Below are 22,001 nucleotides of genomic sequence, written 5' to 3'. Positions count from 1 at the left end.
TGGGAAAGGCGTTCGGCGGGCAACAGCCACCCTGCCCCTCGCCGGGATGACGAAGGCAGGGAAGGCTGCCGCTGGCGCCGGCAGCTAAGCGGGGACGCGGATCAGGAGCCGGCGGATCAGTGGTTCAGGGCGGCGGTGGCATCGCGGCCCGGTGCCGGCGCAGCCTGCGGCTGCATCGCCACGGCCTTGGCCTGCACCGGCATGCCCGGCATGAAGACCTTCTGCACGCCGTCGATGATCACCTTGTCGCCGGCGGCAAGGCCGTGCTCGACAATGCGCAGGCCGTCGGCGGTGCGGCCGAGCTGGATGTCGCGGCGCTGGGCCTTGCCATCCTTGTCGACCACGTAGACGTACTTGCGGTCCTGGTCGGTCAGCACGGCCTTGTCATCGATCAGCATGGCCTGGAACTGGCCGCTGCCAAGCAGCTGCACGCGGGCGAACAGGCCCGGCGTGAACTGGCGGTCGGCGTTGTCCAGCAGCGCACGGACGCGGATGGTGCCGGTGCTGCGGGCCACCTGGTTGTCGAGGAAGTCGACCTTGCCCGCATGCGGGTAGCCCTCTTCCCCGGACAGGCCGACCTTCACCGGCAGCGCGCTGTCACGCTCGCTGGGGCGCTCGCCCTTGCGTGCCATCTGTGCATAGCGCAGGAAGGTGCTTTCGTCGGCATCGAAGTAGACGAACACGGTATCCAGCGAGACCAGCGTGGTCAGCACGCTGGCGCTGTCGCCGGCGGTGACCAGGTTGCCGGCGGTGACCATCGCGCGGCCGGCACGGCCATCGATCGGTGCACGCACCTTGGTGAACTCCAGGTTGAGGCGGGCTGCATCCAGAGCCGCCTGCGCGGCCTGCACGGCGGCGCCGGACTGGTCGGCAGCCGCGCGGCGCTGCTCGGCGGTCTCGGTGGAGATCGCCTGCTGCTCGGACAGCCGCTTGGCACGCTCGGACTCGCTGCGGGCCAGCGTGGCCTGGGTGCGGGCGCGGGCCAGCTCGGCGGCCGCGCGATCGTACTCGGCCTGGTAGCTGCGCGCGTCGATGGTGAAGAGCACTTCGCCCTTCTTCACTTCCTGGCCTTCGACGTAGTTGACCTTGTCGATGTAGCCGGACACGCGCGGGCGCAGTTCAACGCTCTGCACCGCTTCGACGCGGCCGCTGAACTCGTCCCACTGGCTGACCTGCTTGACCAGCACCGGCGCGGCGCTGACCTGCGGCGGCGGCGGAGCACCGGCCTCTTCGGCATGGCCGCCGCTGCAGGCCGCAAGCACGGCCGCGGCGAGGATCGACACGCCGACCATCGCGATGCGATGGCCGAAACGATGTGGGGTGGTATTGGGGGAAGTCATGGCATGCATCCGTACGGAGGGGTGGTACAGCTATATGAGAACGTGTTGCAAAAATCGGCGGCGCATACTGCGACCTCAACCATGGTCGAGGTCAAGCGATGCCCGCGGTATCGCGCCACAGTGGAGGGACATCCAGGTGCAGCAGGCCGCGCGGCAGTTCGGCATCGCTGCTGTCGCAGCGGACGATGGCGCGGTTGTCGCGGCAGCCGTCCAGCAGGGAGACCACACGACGACCGACCAGCAACGAGCTTGGCCACTCGATGCACGCATTGGCCGCGTTGGCCGGGGTGCACACCGGACTGCAGACTTCCAGCATCTGCGCGCGCACACCCAGTGCCTGCGCTTCCTGGTGCACCACCTGCGCGTACATGCGCAGCGCGGCGGTGGTGATCGAGGTCTCGCCGTAACCCGCCCAGGGCTTGGCGTTGGCGGGGCTGCCGATCATCACGTAGCGGCGCGCATGCACGTTGTCCTGCAGCAGCGGCAGCAGGTGACGCACCGCGTGCACGTGCGGCATCAGATCGGCCTGCATCGCCCCCAACAGCTCTTCGCCATTGCGGTCGGTCACCCGGCCGCGACGGTAGGGGCCACCCATTGCGGCGATGACCGCCGCCAGCGGACGGGGGCGCTGCGCGATGCGTTCGGCCAAGGCACGCGCCGAGCCGTCATCGCTGAGCGAGCCCAGCAGCGTCTCCAGGCCGGGCTCGTCGGCGAACTGCTCATGCAGCGCCGCCAGCCGACCCGGGTCGCGGCCAACCACCAGCACCGGGCTGCCGGCTTCCAGCAATGCGCCGACCACGCCCTGGCCGACGGCACCGGTGCCGCCGAGGACCAGGACTTCGGGCGTCAGTATCCCATTCACGGGACATTTCCTCCCAAATCCGGGATAGTCCCGATCCGGCGCAGCCGGTCACCCTTGTGCGGGGCCAGGCGGATGGCACCGCCACGCTGCTGACGCATGGGCGCGGTAAACTCACGAAAGTCCTTGTGTACCAAGGAACTCGGACGGGCTTCGACGGTCATCGCCAGGTCCAGGGTGTTCTGGCCGACATGCCGGAAGCGGGCAAGAATGTTGCGCAGGCTCATGGCGAGGGGGCTCCATTTCACGAATGGCGCCACGATAGACCTCAAACCTTTACTTGATTAGTCCTGATTAAGGGGAATAATCATCCCGCTCCCGGTCCAATCGTTCTGTCACGATTGTCCCATCCCCGACGTCCAGGATCCCCGACCATGTCCCACGATCTCAACGAGACGCTGATCTTCGTCAAGGTGGTCGAGCAAGGCAGTTTCATCGCCGCTGCCAAATCGCTCGGCCTGCCCAAGACCACGGTCAGCCGCAAAGTGCAGGAGCTGGAAACGCGCCTGGGCGCGCGGCTGCTGCACCGGACCACCCGCCGCCTCGGCCTGACCGAAGCCGGCTCGATCTACCACGAGCATTGCCAGCGCATCGCGCGCGAGCTGGAAGAAGCCGAAAGCGCGGTGAGCCAGTTGCAGTCCGGCCCGCGCGGCTGGCTGCGCTTCACCGTGCCCTATTCGATCGGCATCACCTGGATCGCCCCGCTGCTGGGCCAGTTCCATGCGCAGTATCCGGAAATCCGCCTGGACATGCACATGGGCAACGAGAAGCTGGACCTGATTGCCGGCGAAGCGGATCTGGCGCTGCGTGTGGGCGCCCTGCCCGATTCCAACCTGGTCGCGCGCAAGCTGGGCAGCCTGCGCACGCAGGTGTTCGCCAGCCCGGCCTACATCGAGCGCTATGGTGAGCCGCTGCATCCGGAAGAACTGCAGTTCCATCGCATCCTGGCGATGCGCAAGCCGTATCACACTGGCAATTCACCGCGCTTCACCTGGCAGCTGGGCGAGAACGGCGGCGAACTGCGTGACTTCCCGGTCACCCCGCTGATGACCGCCAACGACATGTCTGCGCTGAATGGTGCGCTGGTCTGTGGCGAAGGCCTGCTGCTGACCGGTGATGTGATGGCCAAGCCGTTCGTGGAGTCCGGCATGGTACGGCGCGTGCTGGCCGGCTGGACCGGCCCGGAAGTGGACTTCAACGCCGTGTTCGCCGGTGGCCGCCTGGTCTCGCCGAAGGTGCGGGCGTTCGTCGATTTCCTGGTGGAAAAGCTCAACTTCGACGCCAACTACATGCTGGCGCAGTGCCCGGGTGCGAAGCTGGCACAGCAGCAGAAGGCCCAGGAAGACGCGGCGTTGGAGAGCAGCGGCAAGCGCATCCTGGAGAAGGTCGCCGCCTCGGCGGCGTAACCGGATTTCGTAGAGGCGAGCCATGCTCGACTGCGGTTGGAACCGCGCCGACCAAGGTCGGCATCTACCAGGAGATGAGTTGCGGCATTTCCTTCCCGCTGCGCCGGGCGTCCGGTAGATGCCGACCTTGGTCGGCGCCGTTCGGAGAAGCCGCGAACGGGAACGCTGTCGGTGTGCCGAGCAAGCTCGGCACCCACAAAAATGCCGCCTGCAAGGGCGGCATTTTCGTTCCGGCTGCGTGGCTTTCGGTAGATGCCGACCTTGGTCGGCGCCGTTCGGAGAAGCCGCAACCGGACGCGCTATCGGCGTGCCGAGCAAGCTCGGCACCTACAGAAAATGCCGCCTGCAAGGGCGGCATTTTCGTTCCGGCCAGGCCGGAACAGCAACAACGCTACGCGTTACTGCTTGAGCGGAATCACGCGGATTTCAACGCGACGGTTTTTGGCACGGCCGGCATCGGTGCTGTTGTCGGCAATCGGATACGACTTGCCGGCCCCCAGCGTTTCGATGCGCACGCTCTGCACGCCTTGGCCGATCAGGTACTGCGCCACCGAATCTGCGCGTTCCTTCGACAGGCGGTTGTTGACCGCGTCGCTGCCGATGCTGTCGGTGTGGCCCACCACTTCGATCATGGTCTGGTTGTACTCGCGCAGCGTACCGGCCACACCGTTGAGCGAGCCGTAGAACTGCGGCTTCAGGGTGGCCTTGCCGAAGTCGAAGGTGATGCCGTCCGGCAGGTTCAGCATGATGTTGTCGCCCTGGCGCTGCACATCGATGCCGGTGTTGGCGGTGCGCTCGCGCAGCGCGCGTTCCTGGCGATCCTGGTACTGGCCGACGGCGGCGCCGCTGAGCGCACCGATACCGGCACCGATCAGTGCGTGCTGACGACGCTCGGTGGCGCTGTCGCCGGTCAGCAGGCCGGCAGCCACACCGATGGCGGTACCGATCAGCGCGTTGCGGCCGGTACGGTTCTGCTGTTCGGTCGGGTTGCCGTACTGGTCGCTCTGCACATAGGAGCCGCCGGTGGCGCAGGCCGACAGGACGGCCGCACTCATCAGGGCCAGTGCGACGTTGCGGGTGGTGTTGCGGATCATGTGGTTCTCCTTGTTTTCCGGTCGGGTCGGCGGCTTACGGGCGCAGAGAGAATAAACAGCCCGATGCGATGTCGGGATGATGATCGGTCGCGGCAACAGGGCCGCGTTCAGCTAACTGACTGGAACGCTCAGCCCGCGCTTTACCCAGCCCCCGTCTGCCGGTAGGCGGCCAGCGCAGCATCGCGGCCGACGGCCAGATCCACCAGCGGCGTACGCGGATAGCGCGGGGCATGCGCCGCCAGCAGCAGCGGATGCTGCCACGGCGCGAAGCGCGCCTTCACCGGCAACGCCGCCAGTTCGGGCACCCAGCGGCTGATGTAGCGGGCCTGCGGGTCGAACTTCTCGGCCTGGGTGACCGGGTTGAACACCCGGAAGTACGGGGCCGCGTCGGCGCCGGTGCCTGCCACCCACTGCCAGCCCATCGTGTTGTTGGCCAGGTCGGCATCGACCAGGGTGTCCCAGAACCAGCGCGCGCCCTGCAGCCAGTGCGCACGCAGGTGCTTGCACAGGTAGCTGGCAACAATCATCCGTACCCGGTTGTGCATGTAGCCGGTGTGCCACAACTCGCGCAGGCCCGCATCGACGATCGGCACGCCGGTGTTGCCGCGCTGCCAGTCATGCAGTTGCGCTGCAGTGGGCGTGGCCCAAGGGAAGCGGTCGAAACGCGGATTGAGGTTGTCGGTCGGCGTCTTCGGGAAGTGATGCAACAGGTGGTAGGCGAAATCGCGCCAGCCCAGTTGCCGCAGATAGCCGTCGATGTCGGCGTCAGTGCCGGCACTGCGCAATCTCTCCAGCGCATGCGCGATGCGCCACGGTGCGATCTCACCGAAATGCAGATGCGGCGACAGCCGCGAGGTGCCGACCCGGTCCGGCAGGTCACGCTGCTCGCGGTAACCGCGCAACGCGCCGTCCTCGAACACGGACAACGCCTCCAGCGCGCCGGCCTCGCCCGGCTGCCAGTGCTCCCAGAAACCGGAATCCCAGTCCAGCGTGGGCGCCAGCCGCAGCTCGTCCAATGCGAGGCCGTCGACCGAGTGCGCGGTCAGTGCCTTCGGCGCGGCACTCAGCGTCGGCAGGCGCCAATGACTGAGTACGTTGCGCCAGTACGGAGTGAACACCTTGTACGGCTGACCCTGCTGTGTCGCGATGTCCCAGGGCTCGAACAACAGACTGCCATTGCAGCTCTGCGCGTCGATGCCCTGCTCACGCAGCGTGCGCTTGATGGTGGCGTCGCGTGGCTGGGTGGCCGGCTCGTACTTGCGGTTCCAGTACACCGCCTCGGCGCCGGTCTGCTCGATCAGCAACTGCAGGGCCGGCAGGCTGTCACCGCTACGCAGCACCAGCGAGGAACCGCGCGTGCGCAGGTCGGCGTCCAAGGCACCCAGTGAACGGTGGCGCCACGCATCGGAGGCCGCGCCAGGCACCCAGTCCCCTTCCTCGTGTGGCGCGTGGAGATAGACCGGCACCACGTCGTGACCCGCATCCAGCGCGGCCTGCAGGGCCGGATTGTCCTGCAGCCGCAGATCACGGCGGAACCATACCAACGCTACCGACACATGCACCGCCTTCGATGTGGAAGGCGGACATGATAGCCAGGGGCGGTGAAGGTGATGCGCGCGTCCGGCCACCCACGGCGGGGTGCTAGTGCTTGAACCGCTGCATGGCCTCGCGGATCACTGACCGTGCCTCGGCGGCGTTGCCCCAGCCATTGAGCTGCACCGGGTTGCGCCCGGCCGGCAGGTCCTTGTAGACGCGGAAGAACGCTTCGATCCGCTGCCGTTCGGCCTCCGGCAGGTCCGCCAGGTCGCGGATACTGGCGTAGGTCGGGTCGACCTTGTCGGTCGGCACCCCGATGATCTTCTCGTCGTGCTCGCCGCCATCGATCATCTTCAGGTAACCGATCGGCCGGAAACGCACGATCACGCCCGGATGCAGCGGTTCGCGGGTCAACACCAGCGCATCCAGCGGATCGTTGTCGCCGGCCAGGGTGCGCGGCATCGAGCCGTAGTTGGCCGGATAGGCGACCGGCATCGACTGGAAGCGGTCCACGTGCACCAGGCCGTCTTCCTTGATCTCGTACTTGGTGAAGCTGCCGGCCGGGATCTCCACCGCCAGGTTCACCTCCTGCGGGGCCTGCGCCGGCTGGGCGACCAGGAAGGGATGCAGCACGGTATCGGCGGCGGTTACCGCACTGGCCAGCAACAGCAGGGACGCGCCGATGGCAGCCAATGGAATGATGCGGCGGGGTGTGGTCATCGGCGTCTCCTCATTCCCAGCAGCGGTCGGCGCGACCCTTGGCGGTCTGCGCACGCGGGCAGTCGCGTGGCGTGATGCGGCCTTCGGTCAACTCCGTGCGCTGCTTTCCACCCTTGGCATCACGACGCAATTCGAAGGCATCGTAAAGACGGCCGGTCACGGTGCGTGCTTCATAGCGCAGGTGCTGCGGGTCGATGTTCAGCACCTGGAACAGCGGGGTGTCCTCGGCCACCGGGTCCATCGTCCTGCGCGCTTCGTCGGAAAGGCGGTACTGCTTCGGTCCGGCCACGGTCACCACATACTGCGGCGTCGCGGCCTGCCCTTCGCCACGGCGGCCATAGGTGTGGTCATGGCCCTGCAGCACCAGATCGACGTTGTGGCGGCGTACCACCGGCAGCAGCACGTCACGCAACGCGGCGTTCTCGCGCCCTTCGCGCGGCGAGTAGAACGGCTGGTGCAGCAGCACGATGGTCCACGCCGGCCGATTGCCGGTCAGCACCTTGTCCAGCCACTGTGCCTGTGCCTTGGCGGTGCCGAGGTCGAGTGCCGATGTGCCATCGACCACGGCCACGCGCACGCCCTGCGCATCGAACCAGTAGCTGGTCTGCTGCGCGGCGGTGGCACCATTGCCCGGCAGCGCGAACGTCACCGGCCAGTGGCGACCCAGCACGCGGCGCTCCTGCGGGGTGTCCTCGAATTCCTCGAAGTACTCGTGGTTGCCGATGGCCGGCGCCACCAGCGTTTCCTGCGCCAGCCAACTGGTCGCAGCGAACCACTCACCCCACTCGCTGTCATCCATGTTGTCGCCTCCGCTGACCAGGTCACCGGCAAACAGACTCATGCGCGCCTGCGGCGCGGCCTTCTGCGCGGCACGCACCACGCGGCTGACGTGGCTGACGTTCTTGTTCTGGGTATCGCCGAAGTACAGCAGGGTCAGCGGCTGATCGGCGCTGGCCAGCGTGCGCAGCTGGTTCCAGGCGCTCCAGCTGCCATTGCCCTGCACACGGTAGACGTACTGGGTATCCGGCTGCAGGCCATCGATATCTGCCCGATGGTGGTGTGACAGACCGTTCTCGGTCTGCAGCGCGCGGGTCGTCGCACGCACCTGGCGGATGCCTTCAATGGCCGGCGAATCTGCGGCCAGCGCGATTTCCAGCAGCGGCGCCTGCACGCTGTCGTCGGTACGCCAGGCCACGGCGAACCCATGGCTGGAATCAACCGCCGGCGAGGCGACGATGCGGTCCGGCACCGTCGTCGCCGCGTAGTGGCGGCTACCTGCCGGCACCTGGGTATTCGGTTCGGCCGCCGCGAACGACAGCGACGGCAGCGCCAGCAGCAGGCCCAGCGCCAGCGCGCGCATTACGCACTGCCCGCTCATGCGCCACACTCCAGCGGCAACGCCAGCTGCTTGGCGATGCTCTCCCAGTCGAAGGCCACCACGCCCTGGTCGTCATGTACTGCATACAGCGCACCGTGTGGGAAGCGCGCGCTGGGCTGCTGCATCATCCAGATGCCATCGGTGTTGGCCACGGTATTGCCCTGGAACGCGCCGACCGGCTTCAGCGTGTGCCGGTCGAACAGGTGGAACACGCTGCGCTGCTTGCCCTGTTCGGTGGTGATCCACCAGCCGTCCTTGCCGCAGGTGCGCAGGGTCACGCCTTCGGCCTGGGCCTTGAACACGTCGCGGCCAAAGGTGGTGCCAGTGAAGCGGCCCGCCAGGGTGTAGACCTTGAACTCGCTGGCGTAGCGCTCGTCCTCTTCGGCAATCAGCAGCCGGTCGTTCTCGGGGTCGCCCCAGATCGACTCGACCACGCGCAGTGCACCGGCCTCGGTGGTATCGCCGATGCTGGCCACCAGCTTCGCCTCGACCTTCGCGCCGTCGCGGGTCACATGGTACTGGCGCACGCGCTTGTCCAGCTCGGCCAGCGGCGGCAGGATGTCACGCCCCTGCGCATCCTCGCCGTTGTCCCAGGAATCGGTGACGTAGACGCTGTAGCCATCGGCACGGCGGTCGACCCACAGACCGTACGGCTTGCGCAGGTCGTCCGCAGCGAAGGTCGCCAGCGGCGCGAAGTCCGGCAGGCTCAGCACCTGCACGCGGTGATTGTCGCGCTCGACGATCCACAGCAGGTCGTCGGTCACCGCGATGCCGTTTGGGCGGTCGAACTGCCCCGGTGCGGTGCCGCTGCTGCCGACGTCACGCAGGTGCTGGCCGGTGCTGCCGTCGTAGACCACCAGCTTGTCGGTGGCCTTGGCGGTGGCGATCAGCCACAGCGCGCCGTCCGGCGCGCGCCAGGCCGCCGGCGAGTCGATGTTGTCGGCCGGGGTCATCGGTGACAGGAACGCTTCGGCGATGGTGCTCACCACGCGCTCGCCATTGGCGGCCGGCGCGGCCGCTCCCGCAACCGGATCGTTGCCGGTGGCCGGCGTGCAGCCGGCGACCAGCGTAGCCGCCAGCGCGGCGGCCAGGACAGTGACGCCACGCCCCATCACAGCGCCACCTTCAGGCCCAGCGCATAGGTGCGGCCGTACTCTTCCATCTGCAGGGTGCGCGAGCGGGTGCCCTGGTACAGCTCCAGCGGCTTGTCCAGCAGGTTCTGCGCTTCGAAGTACATGCTCACGCGCGGGGTGAACTTGTAGTCCAGCGAGAAATCGAGCTGGGTGTTGGGTGCCACGTAGATGTCGAATGCACGCCCCTTGCCGATGCTGTCCAAATACTCGCTGCGGTACACGGCCGCCAGACGCGTGCTTACACCGTACTTTTCATAGCCGATGTGTGCGCTGTAGACATGCTTGGAAGCGCGCGGCAGGGTGAAGTCCTCGCCCTCACGTCCCTTGATGCCGGCATCGAACGTGGTGTCCAGCCAGGTGCCACTGGCACCGACCAGCAGGCCATCCAGGCCCTCCGCCAGGAAGGCCAGCTGCTGCTGCCAGTTGAACTCCGCGCCACGCACGGTGGCCTTGCGACCATTGATCGGCTGGGTCACGTCGAATCCACCGTAGGCCGGATCATTGGTCCGCACGGTCTCCACGATGTAGCCATCGATCGACTTGTGGAACAGTCCCAGCGAAACGATGCCGCTGCTGCCGATGTACTTCTCCACCGACAGGTCGATGTTCTTCGACTCGTACGGATCCAGTTCGGGGTTGCCCAGGCGCACTTCCTCGTCACCGCGGCTGTAACCCACGCGCGGCGAGACGTCGCCGAAGGACGGGCGCGATACGGTCTTGTTGGCCGAGGCGCGCAGCACCCAGTCATCGGCCGCGTCATAGCGCAGATGCAGGCCCGGCAGCACGTTGGTGTAGCTGCTGTTGGCCACGCGCGGGGTGACGGTGAAGCTGCGGCCGTTGGCGGCCACGTCCACCTGGTTGCCGACTGCCTTGAAGCGGGTGTTCTCCACGCGCAAGCCGCCGATGATGCGCAGCGCGCCCACATCCCAGGTACCCATGGCATAGCTGGCGAAGATGTCCTCGCTGGCCACGTAATCCTCTTCCAGCGACGTCATCGCATTGCCGCCGACATCCTGCGGGCGGGCGCTGTACTGGCCACCATTGGCGGCCCAGAACGCGCGCATCGCAGCCGAGTCCATGCCATCCCCCATGTTGCCGTGGCGATGCTCCGGCGAAGAGGTGGTCCAGCTCGACAGCACCACCTTCGGGCCGACGCGCAGTTCGCGCTCATCGACATTCACGTCGCGGTCGCGCCAGCGGCCGAGCAGGCCGAACTTGATGCTGCTGCTGTCGCCGTCGAAGCGCACGTTGACCTGCGCGCTGTGTTCCTTGTCGTTCACCTGCTTGGGCGAAAGCACGACGCGGTCGAACGCGTAGTTGCCGTTGTCCAGCCACTGCGGGTTATCGAAGCTGTAGCTGGGCAGGCGGCTGCTCTGGTCCAGGGTGCCATTGAAGGCCTTGCCGTTGAGCTTGAAGCGCGCCTCCATCTCGTCGTTCACGCGCTCTTCGGTACGGGTGTAGCCGATCCGGTAATCGACCACGGCGTTGGTCAGCTTGTTCTCGCCACCAAGACTGGCCGCAAAGGTGTTCTCCTTCTTGGTGCGGTAGCGCATGCGCTTGTCGATCGAGTCCTTCGGCATGCCATCGAGCCGGTACTGGTCGGTGCCGGTCTTGACCATCTTCGCGTCGTCGAAGTTGAAGATCACGCGCTGGCGGGTCTCCGCATCGTCGAACTGGCTGTACAGCGTGCGCAGGTAGTACTTGCTGTCTTCGTTGGGGCGCCAGTCGAGGTTGAGGTTGGCACCGATGCGCCTGCGCTCGATCTCGTACTTGCGGTGCTGCAGGTTGATCGCGGTCACGTCACCGGGGGCGGCATCGTCCTCGCCGTCATATTCCACTTCGGTGTTGTCCGACTCGAACTTCCGCTTCTGGTAGTTCACGCCCAGCGCCACGCCGAACGTGTCGTTGAACACTTCGCTGTAGTTGAAGGCGGCCTTGGGGCTGGTCTCGCCGGACAGCTGCTGGTGGCTGCCCTCGATCTTGCCGCGCAGGCTGCGGCCGTCGCGGTCGAAGGCCGACGCCGATTCGACCAGCACGGCGCCGCCGATGGCATCACCGGGCATGTCCGGGGTCGGCGACTTGACCACGCGCAGGCGCTCGGTGGAGTCCGATGGGATCACGTCCAGCGGCGCGGCGCGGCTGGAATCTTCCGGCGTACCGATGGCGATGCCATCCACGCTGACGCTGTTGAGATTGGCATCCAGGCCGCGAATGACCACGAAGCGGCCTTCGCCCTGGTCGCGGGTCACGCTGACGCCCGGCAGGCGCTGCAGTGATTCGGCCACGTTCTTGTCCGGATACTGGCCCAGGGCATCGGAGGACACCGCGTCCTCGATGGCGTCGCTGCTGCGCTTGAGGTCGACCGCGCGGATCTGCGATTCGAGCTGGGCGCGCACTTCGATACGGTCCAGGTCGACCGCGTCGGCCGCCACGGCGCCGGTAGCGGCTACCGCCTGTTGCCCGGCAGCCTGCAGCGGTGCCGCGGCCCCCATCGCCAGGGTCAGGGTGATGGCAACGGCCAACGGAGTCTTGATATGCACTGGGAATCCCCATTCCTGTTAAGAATGGGGCTGCACGGTATGTCCGCAAGGTTGCATGGCCGTGACATGCGCCTGCACATTTCATGTACATCAGATCCAGGCCCGGTTTGGGGTTCGACACGCCAATCCGGCAAAATGGCCTCCTCTCTCCTTTGCCCCCCTTCCCGACCATGAAGATCGTCGAAGTGCGCCACCCGCTGGTGCAGCACAAGATCGGCCTGATGCGCAACGCTGCGCTCAGCACCAAGGATTTCCGCGAACTGGCCAACGAGCTGGGTACGCTGCTGGCCTACGAGGCCACCGCCGACCTGGACACCGAGCCGCACACCCTGCCCGGCTGGGCCGGTCCGGTCACCGTGCAGCGCATCGCCGGTGCCAAGATCACCGTGGTGCCGATCCTGCGTGCCGGCCTGGGCATGCTCAGCGGCGTGCTGTCGCTGATCCCGGCGGCACGCGTCAGCGTGGTCGGCCTGCAGCGCGATGAGGAAACCCTGCAGCCGGTGCCCTACTTCGAGCGCCTGACCGGCCGCCTGGAAGAGCGCGACGCGCTGATCCTGGACCCGATGCTGGCCACCGGCGGCACCCTGATCGCCACCATCGACATGCTCAAGCGTGCCGGTGCCCGCCGCATCAAGGGCATCTTCCTGGTGGCCGCGCCGGAAGGCATCGAAGCGGTCAAGGCCGTGCACCCGGACGTGGAGATCTACACCGCAGCCATCGATGCCCAGCTCAACGACAAGGGCTACATCCTGCCGGGCCTGGGCGACGCCGGCGACCGCATCTTCGGTACCCGCGTCGGTTGATCCGGTGAACCGGGGTCAGAGCCCTTTCACAGCGAAAGGGATCTGACCCCAACATCGCGGGGGTCGGACCCCTTTCGCAGAGAGGGCTCTGACCCCACCACCCCGCATTCCTGCCTACAGCCCGGCGGCGAAGGCTTCCAGCTGGTCGATGGCGGTGTTCCAGCCGTCGAAGAAGCCCAGCTGCTCATGCTGGTCACGCAGGGCCTTGTCCGGGTGCATCACCCGCGCGGTGTAGCGGCAGCCCTGCTCCTCGTCCTCCATCGTGATCACGGCGGTAAAGCCCAGCCAGGGTGACTGCGGTCGCCAGCCCGCACCCAGCATCGAGGTGAACACCAGGCGCTGCTGCGGCACGATCTCCAGGAAACTGCCCGGATTGTCACTGCTGCCGCCATCGGGGCCCTGCATGAAGGTGTGGAAGGCCCCGCCGGGGCGCAGGTCGAATGCGCGTACCTCGGTGGTCCACGGCTTCGGGCACCACCACTGGCGCAGCAGTTCCGGGTCGGTCCACGCCCGCCACAAGGCGGCGCGCGGTGCGTTCAGCACACGGCTGATCACCAGATCGGTGTCGGGGTTGTTACCTGCGTCTACGGCCATGGGCCTGCTCCTGTCGGTGAAGGGTCTCGACGAAATCGACCATGCGGTCGGAACGCGCTTCCCAAGCCGCACGCTGTTCTGCGAGCCATTGTTCGGCCTGGCCCAGCCGCGCCGGCACCAGTTCGCAGGTGCGTGTGCGCCCCTGCTTGTGGCTGCGCACCACGCCGCTGCGCTCCAGCACGGCCAGGTGTTTCATCAGTGAGGGCAAGGCCATCTCGAAGGGTTCGGCCAGCATCGACACCGTGCGCGGCCCCTGCCCCAGCGCCGCTACGATCGCGCAACGGGTCGGGTCGGCCAGTGCCTGGAAGACGTCTTCAATGGCAGGATAATACTTACCCATATGGCTAAGTAATACGCCGGTCTGAACGTTGCCGCAAGCAGGCGCGGCACTGGCGTGATTCTTCACGTGGCCTTGCCGGCCTGAAGCGAATGCTCCGCGCACCCGCCACCCTTGGAGCTCCCGATGAAAGCCTCTTTCCTGCTGGCCGCCGTCCTGCTGGTCGGCCTGCCCCTGGCTGCCAACGCCGCCACCCCGCAGCAGCAGCGCATGGCCGAATGCTCGGCCAAGAACAAGGGCTTGAAGGGTGATGCCTACAAGACCGCGCAGAGCTCCTGCCTCAGCGGCCACGCCGCCGAGACCAAGGCGGTCAATCCGCAGCAGGAACGGATGCGCAAGTGCAACGCTGACGCGGGCGCGAAGAAGCTGGCCGGTGATGCGCGCAAGACCTTCATGAGCAGCTGCCTGAAGTCGTCATAATCGTCGCGTCCGGATCGAACGCCATCCACGCATGGCGTGGATTTGCCACCGTCAGTGAAAGGCCGGGCATTGCCCGGCCTTTTCATTACCCCAGGGCGCGCGCCTTCAGCTCGCCCTGTTCGTGCAGGGTCACGAAACGTCCCTTGTCATCACGGCCCAGCTGCGCCAGCGCCACCTGCGGGTCGTGGGTGAAGAACAGCCGCACGTTGCGCGCCAGCTTGTCTTCAAGGAACTGCCGCTTCTCGTCGATCAGCAGCTCGGCGTTGCGGTCGTAGCCCATGGTGATCGGCACGTGTACCCATGAGCGCCCCGGGATCAGGTCGGCACAGAACACCACGCCACCATGCGCACTTTCGCCGGCATGCGCGTGACCGACGATCTCGGCCAGCATCAGTCCCGGCGTATGCCCGTCGCTGTAGCTGAAGCGCACGCTGCGGCCAAGTGCCTTCGAGTACTCCCCGTCCACCACTTCCAGCCGGCCACTGGCCTGCAGCAGGCCCGGCAGTTCCGGAATGAAGCTGGCACGGTCGCGCGGATGCGGCTGCACGGCGCGCTGCCAATGCTGCGCACCGACCACGTAGGTCGCGTTGGGGAACAGCAACTCGGGTTCACGCCCTTCGCTCCATGCCGCCAGCAGGCCGCCAGCATGATCGAAATGCAGGTGGCTGAGCACCACCACATCGATATCCTCGTGCTCGAAGCCGGCTTCGCGCAACGAATCGATCAGTACGTGCTGGCTTTCCTGCACGCCGTAGCGCTCGCGCATGCGCGGATCGAAGAACGCCCCGATACCGGTTTCAAACAGCACGGTCTTGCCTTCCAGCGGACTGGCAAGCAGTGCGCGGCAGGCCAGCTCGATGCGATTGAGCTCGTCGGGTGCCGCCCATTTTTCCCACAACGCACGCGGTGCGTTGCCGAACATCGCACCGCCATCGAGGCGCTGCGAGTTTCCACGAATAGACCAGAGTTTCATGCGTCGATTATCGGCGCCAGCCCGTTAAATAATCGCTAGAAAGGAAACAGAAAACCCCGCCGGCAAAGGCGGGGTTTCGCTAATCTGCCGGATTGCCGGCCAGCAGCCGGCGCTACCGGATCAGCGTGCCGGCACGACCTGGGCGCTGCCCACCGGGTTGCGGGGGTCGCTGCCGCCGAACAGCTTGTTCGCCTTGCGGTCCCATTCCACGGTCTGCAGGTTGCCCCACACGTGACTGGAACCGCGGCCGCCTGCGGCGACGTCACCCGGCAGGTCGATCTTGTGGCCCATCGCCTGCAACTGCTTCACCGTCGCCGCGTCGAACGCATCGTCCTCGGCTTCGATCAGGTCCGGCAGCCACTGGTGGTGGTAGCGCGGCAGCGCGGCAACCTGCTGTGCATCCAGGCCGTCGTCGTAGCCGAGGATGCCCAGCAGCACCATGGTGATGATGCGGCTGCCACCCGGGGTGCCCAGCACCACGACCTTGTCGGCGTTCTCCATGAAGGTCGGCGTCATCGAGCTGAGCATGCGCTTGCCGGCCTTCGGCGCATTGGCCTCATAGCCCATCACGCCGAACGCATTGGGCGTGCCCGGCTTCAGCGCGAAGTCGTCCATCTCGTTGTTCAGCAGCACGCCGGTGCCCTTGGGAATCAGCCCCGAGCCATACAGCAGGTTGACGGTCTGGGTGGCGCCGACGCGGTTGCCGTCGCGGTCGATGATCGAGAAGTGCGTGGTCTCGTCGTCTTCCAGCGGCGTCGGATTGCCCGACAGCAGGTCGCTGGGCGTGGCCTTCTCCGGATGGATGGTCGCCCGCAGGCCCTGCGCATAATCCTTGCTGGTCAGCACTTTCTGCGGGATCTGCACGAAGTCCGGATCGCCGAGGAAGAAGGTGCGGTCGCGGTAGGCGCGGCGCATCGACTCCACCACCAGGTGGGTGCGGTGGGCCGGGTCCATCTTCCTGATGTCCCAGCCTTCCAGGATCTGCAGCATGCTCGCCAGCGCGATGCCACCGGACGACGGCGGCGGCGCGGTGGTGATCTTCCAGCCGTTGTAGTTGAACACGATCGGCTCGCGCTGCTTGACGCGGTAACCGGCCAGTTCTTCAGCGGTCCACTTGCCGCCAGCCTGCTTCACGCCCGCCAGCAACAGCTTTCCGGTCTGGCCCTTGTAGAAGCCATCAAAGCCCCCCGCGGCCAGGCGCTCCAGCGTCTGCGCCAGTTCCGGCTGCTTGAACAGGTCGCCGCTGGCGATCGGCTTGCCATTGCGCAGGTAGACCTCGCGCGTGCCGGGATAGCGCTCCATCACTTCACGCCGCGACGCGTAGCCCTTGGCCATGCGGTCGTACACCGGGAAACCTTCGCGCGCGATGCGGATCGCCGGCTGCAGCGAGGCCGACAACGGCAGCTTGCCGTGCTTGGCCGACAGCTCGACCAGCGCTGCGGGCAGGCCGGGAATACCCGCCGACCAGGCACCGTTGACCGAACGATCACGGTCCAGGTCGCCCTGCTTGTCGAGGAAGGCCTGCGGGGTCGCCGCAGCCGGGGCGGTCTCGCGCGCATCCAGCATCACATCCTTGCCGGTGGCCGCGTCGTGCAGCAGGAAGAAGCCGCCGCCGCCCAACCCGGAACTGATCGGCTCGACCACCGCCAGCGTGGACGACACCGCCACTGCAGCGTCGAAGGCGTTGCCGCCCTGCGCCAGGATATCGATGCCGGCCTGGGTGGCCAGTGCGTGGCCGCTGGCAATGGCCGCGCCATCAGGGCGATCGGCACGGGCCGGGCTGTCGGCCCAGGCCATGGGGCTCAGCAGCAGGCCGAGCAGCAACAGGGGGCGGACGATCAGCGTCTTCATTCGGATGGGGGCTCCGCGTAGAGTTCGGGGTGATCGTGCTGCAGCTGGCGCAGCTTGGCCAGCAGCTGGTCTTCCGTTTCCACGATCTCCGGGTCCGGGTCGATGCACTCGACCGGGCAGACGACCACGCACTGTGGCTCGTCGAAATGACCCACGCATTCGGTGCAGCGCGCAGGGTCGATCACGTAGATGGTTTCACCCATCGCAATGGCCTGGTTGGGGCAGGCCGGCTCGCACACGTCGCAGTTGACGCAGAGCTCGTTGATTTTCAGCGACACGGCGATACTCCTCGCCCGCGCCCTGGGACAAAGGACCGGCCAGCGCGGGCGCGCGGGCCGGTCAGGTCATCAGCGGCGCCCTTGCAGGATGCCGCCCGGGCCATGCCGGAGCATGGCCGCCATGGCTCGGTATTACTTGGCTTCGACGAAAATGTACTCGGCACCGGTCGGCTGGATCGCAGCCTGCACGCGGGCGTTGTCGGCCGACTGGCCGATGAAGACGACGCGCACGCCCTTCATCGAATCCGGCGACACGTCCTTGAACACGGCCTGGATCATGTCAGCCATCTTGCCCGAGGCCGACGAACCGAAGGCCAGCATGTTGCCCGGCTGCACGCCACGGGCCACGGCCTGGGTCGCGCTTTCGGTCTGGCGCTCGTACTTGGCCTGGAAGTCCGGGTCCGATTCCGGCGAGAGGTAGTACAGGAACGGGCTGTTGGTGATGTTGCCCATGTTCTGGATCGCCACTTCCTGCAGGTACTTCTTCCAGCCTGCATCGTCGTCCTTGGCCGGGGCGACCAGGGCCGGCTTGGCCTCGTCGACCGGAGCGGCCTCTTCCTTCTTGCAGGCGGTGAAGGCCAGGGCCAACGAAGCGATCAGCATCGCGCGCATGGTGGTGTTCATGGGTTTCCTCCCGGAATGGTGCGTGGTGGTGTACGTAATGGGGTGCGGGTACAGCGGGGCTTACGACTGTGCCGACTTCGCTTCGCGGACCTTGCGCAGGGCTTCGAGCACCGCGGCCGGCACGAAACCGGACACGTCGCCGCCCAGGCGCGCGATCTCGCGGACCAGCGAGGACGAAATGAAGCTGTGCTGCTCGGCCGGGGTCAGGAACAGGGTCTCGACCTCGGGGATCAGGTGGCGGTTCATGCTGGCCATCTGGAATTCGTACTCGAAGTCGGACACCGCGCGCAGGCCGCGCAGCAGCACCCCGCCCTGCACCGAACGTACGAAATGGGCCAGCAGGGTATCGAAGCCGATGACCTCGACGTTGCCGTGGTGGGCCAGCGCGCCACGCGCCAGCTGCACGCGCTGCTCCAGCGGCAGCGCCGGGCCCTTGGACGGGCTCTGCGCCACGCCGACCACGACCTTTTCGAACAGCGGCGCGGCCCGGCTCACAAGGTCGATATGACCGTTGGTGATGGGGTCGAACGTGCCGGGGTAGACGGCAATGCGGCGATTGGCCACGGTCATGGGCGGATGCAGATGTTCAGATGAGGTCAAAGTGTAGCAGTGGCACGGCGGTACAGGGCAAAGCGCACCTCGCGGGTGCCACCCTCGCGGTGCAGCAGCCAGTCCGGCGGCAGCACCGGCACGTGGCCGGCTGGCGATTCCAGGTACAGCCAGGCGTCGGCGGCCAGGTGCCGCGGCAGCTGGGCCAGCACGTCCTGCCACAGGCCATCGGCAAACGGCGGGTCGATGAAGACCAGGTCGGCCTGCTGCGCCTGCGCCCCTTGCAGCCAGCGCAGGGCATCGGCCTGCACGACGGTGATCTGGTCGCTGGCCTGCAGCCTGGCGACGGCGGCGGTCAGGTTGCGTCCCAGCTGCGCATCGCGCTCGACCAGGGTGGCGTGGGCAGCGCCACGCGAGACCGCCTCCAGGCCCAGCGCGCCACTGCCAGCGAACAGGTCCAGCACGCGGGCGCCGCCGAGCTTGGGCATCAGCCAGTTGAACAGGGTCTCGCGCACGCGGTCGCTGCTGGGGCGAAGGCCCGGCAGGGTCGGCACCGGCAGCCGGGTATTGCGCCAGCGCCCGCCGATGATGCGGACCTGGCCGTCATTGCCACCGCGGCCGCTCATCGGCGCCCCCGGCGGGAGGAATTCGAGAAATTCAGCATGAGCGGGATTGTAGTTCGGCCGGGCGGCGCCCGGCACCCGCAGAAGCCGAAGCAACAGCAACAGCGGGCATCCCCGTGGGATGGCGGGGTGGGTCCGGTCGAGGGGGACGCTGCAAGTACGTCCATGTAAGCTCGGTCGCCGCATCCATGCGGCTCACGCCCCCTCAACCGGACCCACCCCGCCTTCGACAGTTTCCTGCGATCTGTCGGAACGGCTCTTGGGGTCAGATCCGTTTTCCTGCGGAAAACGGATCTGACCCCAGATTTATTTCGATGTCTGACAGATGTGTCGACCAAGGTCGACACCTACCAACAGCCGCGGGAAATCTGTCAGAGGCGGGGCGGTGTGGGTTGGCGTTGCTGTTGCTTCGGCCTCTGCAGGTGCCGGGCGCCGCCCGGCCGACCAACCCCTTGATTTCGGGACAATCAGCCATACCCCTTGGCGAGGCCGCACGCGCTGGCGCGGCATTGCACATGGAGCCCTATCGATGACCGAGACCACCCAGACCGAAACCCTTGGCTTCCAGACCGAAGTCAAGCAGCTGCTGCAGCTGATGATCCACTCGCTGTACTCCAACAAGGAGATCTTCCTGCGCGAGCTGGTCTCCAACGCCGCCGACGCCGCCGACAAGCTGCGCTTCGAGGCCCTGACCCAGCCGGCGCTGCTGGAAGGCGACAGCGAGCTGCGCGTGCGCGTCAGCTTCGACCCCACCGCGCACACCATCACCATCGAAGACAACGGCATCGGCATGAGCCGCGCCGAAGCCATCGCCCACCTTGGCACGATCGCAAAGTCCGGCACCGGCGACTTCCTGCGCCAGCTGTCCGGCGACCAGAAGAAGGATTCGCAGCTGATCGGCCAGTTCGGCGTCGGTTTCTACAGCGCCTTCATCGTTGCCGACGAAGTGGAAGTGACCTCGCGCCGCGCCGGCCTGGCTGCAGGCGAAGGCGTGCGCTGGACCTCGCGCGGCGAAGGCGATTTCAACGTCGCCACTGTCGACAAGGCCGAGCGCGGCACCCGCATCGTCCTGCATCTGAAGGACGGCGAGCACGACTTCGCCGACGGCTGGCGCCTGCGCAGCATCCTCAAGAAGTACTCGGACCACATCGGCCTGCCGATCCAGATGCCGAAGGAAGGCGAAGAAGGCGCCACCGTCGAGTGGGAGACCGTCAACCGCGCCAGCGCGCTGTGGACCCGCCCGCGCACCGAGATCAGCGACGCCGAGTACACCGAGTTCTACAAGCACGTCGCGCACGACCACAGCGACCCGCTGGCGTGGAGCCACAACAAGGTTGAGGGCAAGCTGGAGTACACCTCGCTGCTGTACGTGCCCGGCCGCGCGCCGTTCGACCTGTACCACCGCGATGCGCCCAAGGGCCTGAAGCTCTATGTGCAGCGCGTGTTCGTGATGGACCAGGCCGAACAGTTCCTGCCGCTGTACCTGCGCTTCATCAAGGGCGTGGTCGACTCCAACGACCTGTCGCTGAACGTCTCGCGCGAGATCCTGCAGTCCGGCCCGGTCATCGATTCGATGAAGGCGGCGCTGACCAAACGCTCGCTGGACATGCTGGACAAGCTGGCCGCCGACAAGCCGGAGCAATACGCCACGTTCTGGAAGGAATTCGGCCAGGTGCTGAAGGAAGGCCCGGCCGAGGACTACAACAACCGCGAGAAGGTGGCCGGGCTGCTGCGCTTCGCCTCCACCCGCGGCGACGGCGATGCACAGACGGTGTCGCTGGCCGATTACCTCGGCCGCATGACCGAAGGCCAGGACAAGATCTACTACCTGACCGGCGAGAGCTACAGCCAGGTGCGCAACAGCCCCCACCTGGAAGTGTTCCGCAAGAAGGGCGTGGAAGTGCTGCTGCTGACCGACCGCATCGACGAGTGGCTGATGGGCTACCTGACCGATTTCGACGGCAAGGGCTTCGTCGACATCGCTCGTGGCGATCTCGACCTGGGCGCGCTGGAAACCGAAGCGGACAAGCAGGAACAGGAAGCCGCGGCGAAGGACAAGCAGGGCCTGGTCGAGCGCCTGAAGACCGTGCTGGGCGATGACGTGGCCGAAGTGCGCGTGTCACACCGCCTGACCGATTCGCCGGCGGTGCTGGCCATCGGCGAACAGGACCTGGGCCTGCAGATGCGCCAGATCCTGGAAGCCAGCGGGCAGAAGGTGCCGGACAGCAAGCCGGTGCTGGAAATCAACCCGGGCCACCCACTGATTGCCAAGCTGGATGCCGAAGCCGATGGCGCGCGTTTCGACGACCTCGGCCGGGTGCTGTTCGACCAGGCCGCGCTGGCCGCCGGTGACAGCCTGAAGGACCCGGGTGCCTACGTGGCGCGGCTGAACAAGCTGCTGCTGGAGCTGTCGGCCTGATCGACAGGGTGGTCGCCGGGCATGGCCCGGCTTACCCGGCGGTGCTCTGGTAGAGGCCGACCTTGGTTGGCGCCCCAAAAGCGTGCCAACCAAGGTTGGCACCTACCGGGGCGGATCGAGCGTGCCAACCAAGGTTGGCACCCACCAGGGGCGGCGGTTGGCGCCTGCCGAAGGGGTTCAGGCGTCGCGATCCAGCAGCGAACCCAGCATCTGGTCCTGGCGGCGGATCACCGCGGCATTGGCGGCGAAGGCCACCACCTCGGCTTTCGCGGCCAGCAGGTCACCCAGCGGCGCGCCGGCATCGACGCCGACGGGAATCACCGCGGCCTGCACCCCACCCTGCCCGGCAGCACTGCGCTGCAGCTGCAGGCGCTGGGCATCCGGGGTCGCCAGGTTGGCCACGTTGTGCGCAGCCACCTGCACGCCCTGCTGGGCCGCACGCATCCCGCCGAGGGCAATTCCCATCACGTTGTCCATGGCGGTCTCCGGGCCGCACGACGTGGCCCTCCGGACCGGTTAACGGC

22 protein-coding genes are annotated in these 22,001 nt (G+C 66.8%); 4 read left to right on the top strand and 18 right to left on the bottom strand.

Annotated features, from left to right (window positions below):
• Positions 1–116: 116 nt before the first annotated feature.
• From VG566_RS09270 to VG566_RS09260, 3 genes are all read right to left on the bottom strand, one after another.
• Entirely contained in the window at positions 117–1,340 is a 1,224-nt protein-coding gene (locus tag VG566_RS09270) for an efflux RND transporter periplasmic adaptor subunit (protein ID WP_014646787.1), read from the bottom strand.
• A gap of 91 nt (positions 1,341–1,431) precedes the next feature.
• Complete coding sequence (locus tag VG566_RS09265; protein ID WP_075077055.1) at positions 1,432–2,202, bottom strand: SDR family NAD(P)-dependent oxidoreductase; 771 nt, start codon at positions 2,200–2,202, stop codon at positions 1,432–1,434.
• Positions 2,199–2,426 carry a hypothetical protein gene (locus tag VG566_RS09260; RefSeq protein WP_041863314.1) on the bottom strand — a complete coding sequence of 76 codons (228 nt, stop codon included), beginning with the start codon at positions 2,424–2,426 and terminating at the stop codon, positions 2,199–2,201. The genes VG566_RS09265 and VG566_RS09260 overlap by 4 nt, the downstream gene beginning before the upstream one ends.
• 147 nt (positions 2,427–2,573) lie before the next feature.
• Here VG566_RS09260 and VG566_RS09255 point away from each other — a divergent pair, with 147 nt between their 5' ends.
• Positions 2,574–3,605 (top strand): LysR family transcriptional regulator, encoded by a 1,032-nt coding sequence (locus VG566_RS09255; protein ID WP_005416157.1) that lies wholly within the window; start codon positions 2,574–2,576, stop codon positions 3,603–3,605.
• Between the two features lie 398 nt (positions 3,606–4,003).
• Here the strand turns inward: VG566_RS09255 and VG566_RS09250 are convergent, their stop codons facing one another.
• From VG566_RS09250 to VG566_RS09225, 6 genes are all read right to left on the bottom strand, one after another.
• Entirely contained in the window at positions 4,004–4,699 is a 696-nt protein-coding gene (locus VG566_RS09250; protein ID WP_014646784.1) for an OmpA family protein, read from the bottom strand.
• 140 nt (positions 4,700–4,839) lie between these two features.
• Positions 4,840–6,255: a cryptochrome/photolyase family protein gene (locus VG566_RS09245; protein ID WP_241884389.1), complete on the bottom strand. Its 1,416-nt coding sequence runs from the start codon at positions 6,253–6,255 to the stop codon at positions 4,840–4,842.
• An 85-nt stretch (positions 6,256–6,340) separates the two neighbouring features.
• Positions 6,341–6,955: an inorganic diphosphatase gene (locus VG566_RS09240; protein WP_100449808.1), complete on the bottom strand. Its 615-nt coding sequence runs from the start codon at positions 6,953–6,955 to the stop codon at positions 6,341–6,343.
• Positions 6,956–6,965: 10 nt separating this feature from the next.
• Entirely contained in the window at positions 6,966–8,333 is a 1,368-nt protein-coding gene (locus VG566_RS09235; protein WP_241884388.1) for a purple acid phosphatase family protein, read from the bottom strand.
• Positions 8,330–9,445 (bottom strand): phytase, encoded by a 1,116-nt coding sequence (locus tag VG566_RS09230; RefSeq protein WP_032959149.1) that lies wholly within the window; start codon positions 9,443–9,445, stop codon positions 8,330–8,332. Before VG566_RS09230 ends, VG566_RS09235 begins: the two co-directional genes overlap by 4 nt.
• Positions 9,445–11,958, bottom strand: coding sequence for a TonB-dependent receptor (locus VG566_RS09225; RefSeq protein ID WP_423172632.1), 2,514 nt, complete (start codon positions 11,956–11,958; stop codon positions 9,445–9,447). Before VG566_RS09225 ends, VG566_RS09230 begins: the two co-directional genes overlap by 1 nt.
• Before the next feature lie 218 nt (positions 11,959–12,176).
• On the opposite strand from VG566_RS09225, the gene upp reads away from it, so the two are divergent.
• On the top strand, positions 12,177–12,809 hold the full coding sequence (upp, locus tag VG566_RS09220) for a uracil phosphoribosyltransferase (RefSeq protein ID WP_005409099.1): 633 nt from the start codon (positions 12,177–12,179) through the stop codon (positions 12,807–12,809).
• A gap of 114 nt (positions 12,810–12,923) precedes the next feature.
• On the opposite strand, the gene VG566_RS09215 is transcribed toward upp, so the two are convergent.
• Together VG566_RS09215 and VG566_RS09210 are read right to left on the bottom strand one after the other, a co-directional pair.
• On the bottom strand, positions 12,924–13,403 hold the full coding sequence (locus tag VG566_RS09215; protein WP_241884386.1) for an SRPBCC family protein: 480 nt from the start codon (positions 13,401–13,403) through the stop codon (positions 12,924–12,926).
• Entirely contained in the window at positions 13,384–13,809 is a 426-nt protein-coding gene (locus tag VG566_RS09210) for an ArsR/SmtB family transcription factor (protein WP_229767398.1), read from the bottom strand. Before VG566_RS09210 ends, VG566_RS09215 begins: the two co-directional genes overlap by 20 nt.
• A 57-nt stretch (positions 13,810–13,866) precedes the next feature.
• Here VG566_RS09210 and VG566_RS09205 point away from each other — a divergent pair, with 57 nt between their 5' ends.
• A complete protein-coding gene (locus VG566_RS09205) occupies positions 13,867–14,160 on the top strand; it encodes a PsiF family protein (protein WP_014646776.1) in 294 nt (97 codons plus the stop codon).
• A gap of 85 nt (positions 14,161–14,245) precedes the next feature.
• On the opposite strand, the gene VG566_RS09200 is transcribed toward VG566_RS09205, so the two are convergent.
• The 6 genes from VG566_RS09200 to rsmD form a co-directional block, all read right to left on the bottom strand.
• On the bottom strand, positions 14,246–15,133 hold the full coding sequence (locus VG566_RS09200) for an MBL fold metallo-hydrolase (protein ID WP_019338337.1): 888 nt from the start codon (positions 15,131–15,133) through the stop codon (positions 14,246–14,248).
• 120 nt (positions 15,134–15,253) lie between these two features.
• Positions 15,254–16,984, bottom strand: coding sequence for a gamma-glutamyltransferase (gene ggt, locus VG566_RS09195; RefSeq protein WP_241884385.1), 1,731 nt, complete (start codon positions 16,982–16,984; stop codon positions 15,254–15,256).
• Positions 16,981–17,262: a YfhL family 4Fe-4S dicluster ferredoxin gene (locus VG566_RS09190; RefSeq protein ID WP_004153175.1), complete on the bottom strand. Its 282-nt coding sequence runs from the start codon at positions 17,260–17,262 to the stop codon at positions 16,981–16,983. Before VG566_RS09190 ends, ggt begins: the two co-directional genes overlap by 4 nt.
• Before the next feature lie 132 nt (positions 17,263–17,394).
• Positions 17,395–17,886, bottom strand: a complete 492-nt coding sequence (locus tag VG566_RS09185) for a hypothetical protein (RefSeq protein WP_032959157.1) — start codon at positions 17,884–17,886, stop codon at positions 17,395–17,397.
• 60 nt (positions 17,887–17,946) lie between these two features.
• Positions 17,947–18,456: a pantetheine-phosphate adenylyltransferase gene (coaD, locus tag VG566_RS09180; protein ID WP_014036814.1), complete on the bottom strand. Its 510-nt coding sequence runs from the start codon at positions 18,454–18,456 to the stop codon at positions 17,947–17,949.
• A gap of 26 nt (positions 18,457–18,482) precedes the next feature.
• Positions 18,483–19,061 carry a 16S rRNA (guanine(966)-N(2))-methyltransferase RsmD gene (rsmD, locus tag VG566_RS09175; protein WP_014646773.1) on the bottom strand — a complete coding sequence of 193 codons (579 nt, stop codon included), beginning with the start codon at positions 19,059–19,061 and terminating at the stop codon, positions 18,483–18,485.
• Between the two features lie 526 nt (positions 19,062–19,587).
• On the opposite strand from rsmD, the gene htpG reads away from it, so the two are divergent.
• A complete protein-coding gene (gene htpG / locus VG566_RS09170; protein ID WP_241884384.1) occupies positions 19,588–21,477 on the top strand; it encodes a molecular chaperone HtpG in 1,890 nt (629 codons plus the stop codon).
• A 177-nt stretch (positions 21,478–21,654) separates the two neighbouring features.
• Here htpG and VG566_RS09165 read toward each other — a convergent pair whose 3' ends face one another.
• Positions 21,655–21,954 carry a hypothetical protein gene (locus tag VG566_RS09165; protein ID WP_241884383.1) on the bottom strand — a complete coding sequence of 100 codons (300 nt, stop codon included), beginning with the start codon at positions 21,952–21,954 and terminating at the stop codon, positions 21,655–21,657.
• Between the last annotated feature and the right edge of the window lie 47 nt (positions 21,955–22,001).

Origin of the sequence: Stenotrophomonas sp. CASM114 (genome assembly GCF_049384325.1) — a bacterium.
GTDB classification, from domain to species: domain Bacteria; phylum Pseudomonadota; class Gammaproteobacteria; order Xanthomonadales; family Xanthomonadaceae; genus Stenotrophomonas; species Stenotrophomonas muris.
The sequence above is the reverse complement of the archived record's forward strand: the minus strand, read 5'-3'. Positions and strand labels throughout refer to the sequence as shown.

Coding starts and splice junctions, on each gene's coding strand:
- VG566_RS09270 (WP_014646787.1), bottom strand. CDS start 1,340: ATGACTTCCCCCAATACCACCCCACATCGTTTCGGCCATCGCATCGCG.
- VG566_RS09260 (WP_041863314.1), bottom strand. CDS start 2,426: ATGAGCCTGCGCAACATTCTTGCCCGCTTCCGGCATGTCGGCCAGAAC.
- VG566_RS09255 (WP_005416157.1), top strand. CDS start 2,574: ATGTCCCACGATCTCAACGAGACGCTGATCTTCGTCAAGGTGGTCGAG.
- VG566_RS09250 (WP_014646784.1), bottom strand. CDS start 4,699: ATGATCCGCAACACCACCCGCAACGTCGCACTGGCCCTGATGAGTGCG.
- VG566_RS09240 (WP_100449808.1), bottom strand. CDS start 6,955: ATGACCACACCCCGCCGCATCATTCCATTGGCTGCCATCGGCGCGTCC.
- VG566_RS09235 (WP_241884388.1), bottom strand. CDS start 8,333: ATGAGCGGGCAGTGCGTAATGCGCGCGCTGGCGCTGGGCCTGCTGCTG.
- VG566_RS09230 (WP_032959149.1), bottom strand. CDS start 9,445: ATGGGGCGTGGCGTCACTGTCCTGGCCGCCGCGCTGGCGGCTACGCTG.
- VG566_RS09225 (WP_423172632.1), bottom strand. CDS start 11,958: ATGGGGGCCGCGGCACCGCTGCAGGCTGCCGGGCAACAGGCGGTAGCC.
- upp (WP_005409099.1), top strand. CDS start 12,177: ATGAAGATCGTCGAAGTGCGCCACCCGCTGGTGCAGCACAAGATCGGC.
- VG566_RS09215 (WP_241884386.1), bottom strand. CDS start 13,403: ATGGCCGTAGACGCAGGTAACAACCCCGACACCGATCTGGTGATCAGC.
- VG566_RS09205 (WP_014646776.1), top strand. CDS start 13,867: ATGAAAGCCTCTTTCCTGCTGGCCGCCGTCCTGCTGGTCGGCCTGCCC.
- VG566_RS09200 (WP_019338337.1), bottom strand. CDS start 15,133: ATGAAACTCTGGTCTATTCGTGGAAACTCGCAGCGCCTCGATGGCGGT.
- ggt (WP_241884385.1), bottom strand. CDS start 16,984: ATGAAGACGCTGATCGTCCGCCCCCTGTTGCTGCTCGGCCTGCTGCTG.
- VG566_RS09185 (WP_032959157.1), bottom strand. CDS start 17,886: ATGAACACCACCATGCGCGCGATGCTGATCGCTTCGTTGGCCCTGGCC.
- coaD (WP_014036814.1), bottom strand. CDS start 18,456: ATGACCGTGGCCAATCGCCGCATTGCCGTCTACCCCGGCACGTTCGAC.
- rsmD (WP_014646773.1), bottom strand. CDS start 19,061: ATGAGCGGCCGCGGTGGCAATGACGGCCAGGTCCGCATCATCGGCGGG.
- htpG (WP_241884384.1), top strand. CDS start 19,588: ATGACCGAGACCACCCAGACCGAAACCCTTGGCTTCCAGACCGAAGTC.
- VG566_RS09165 (WP_241884383.1), bottom strand. CDS start 21,954: ATGGACAACGTGATGGGAATTGCCCTCGGCGGGATGCGTGCGGCCCAG.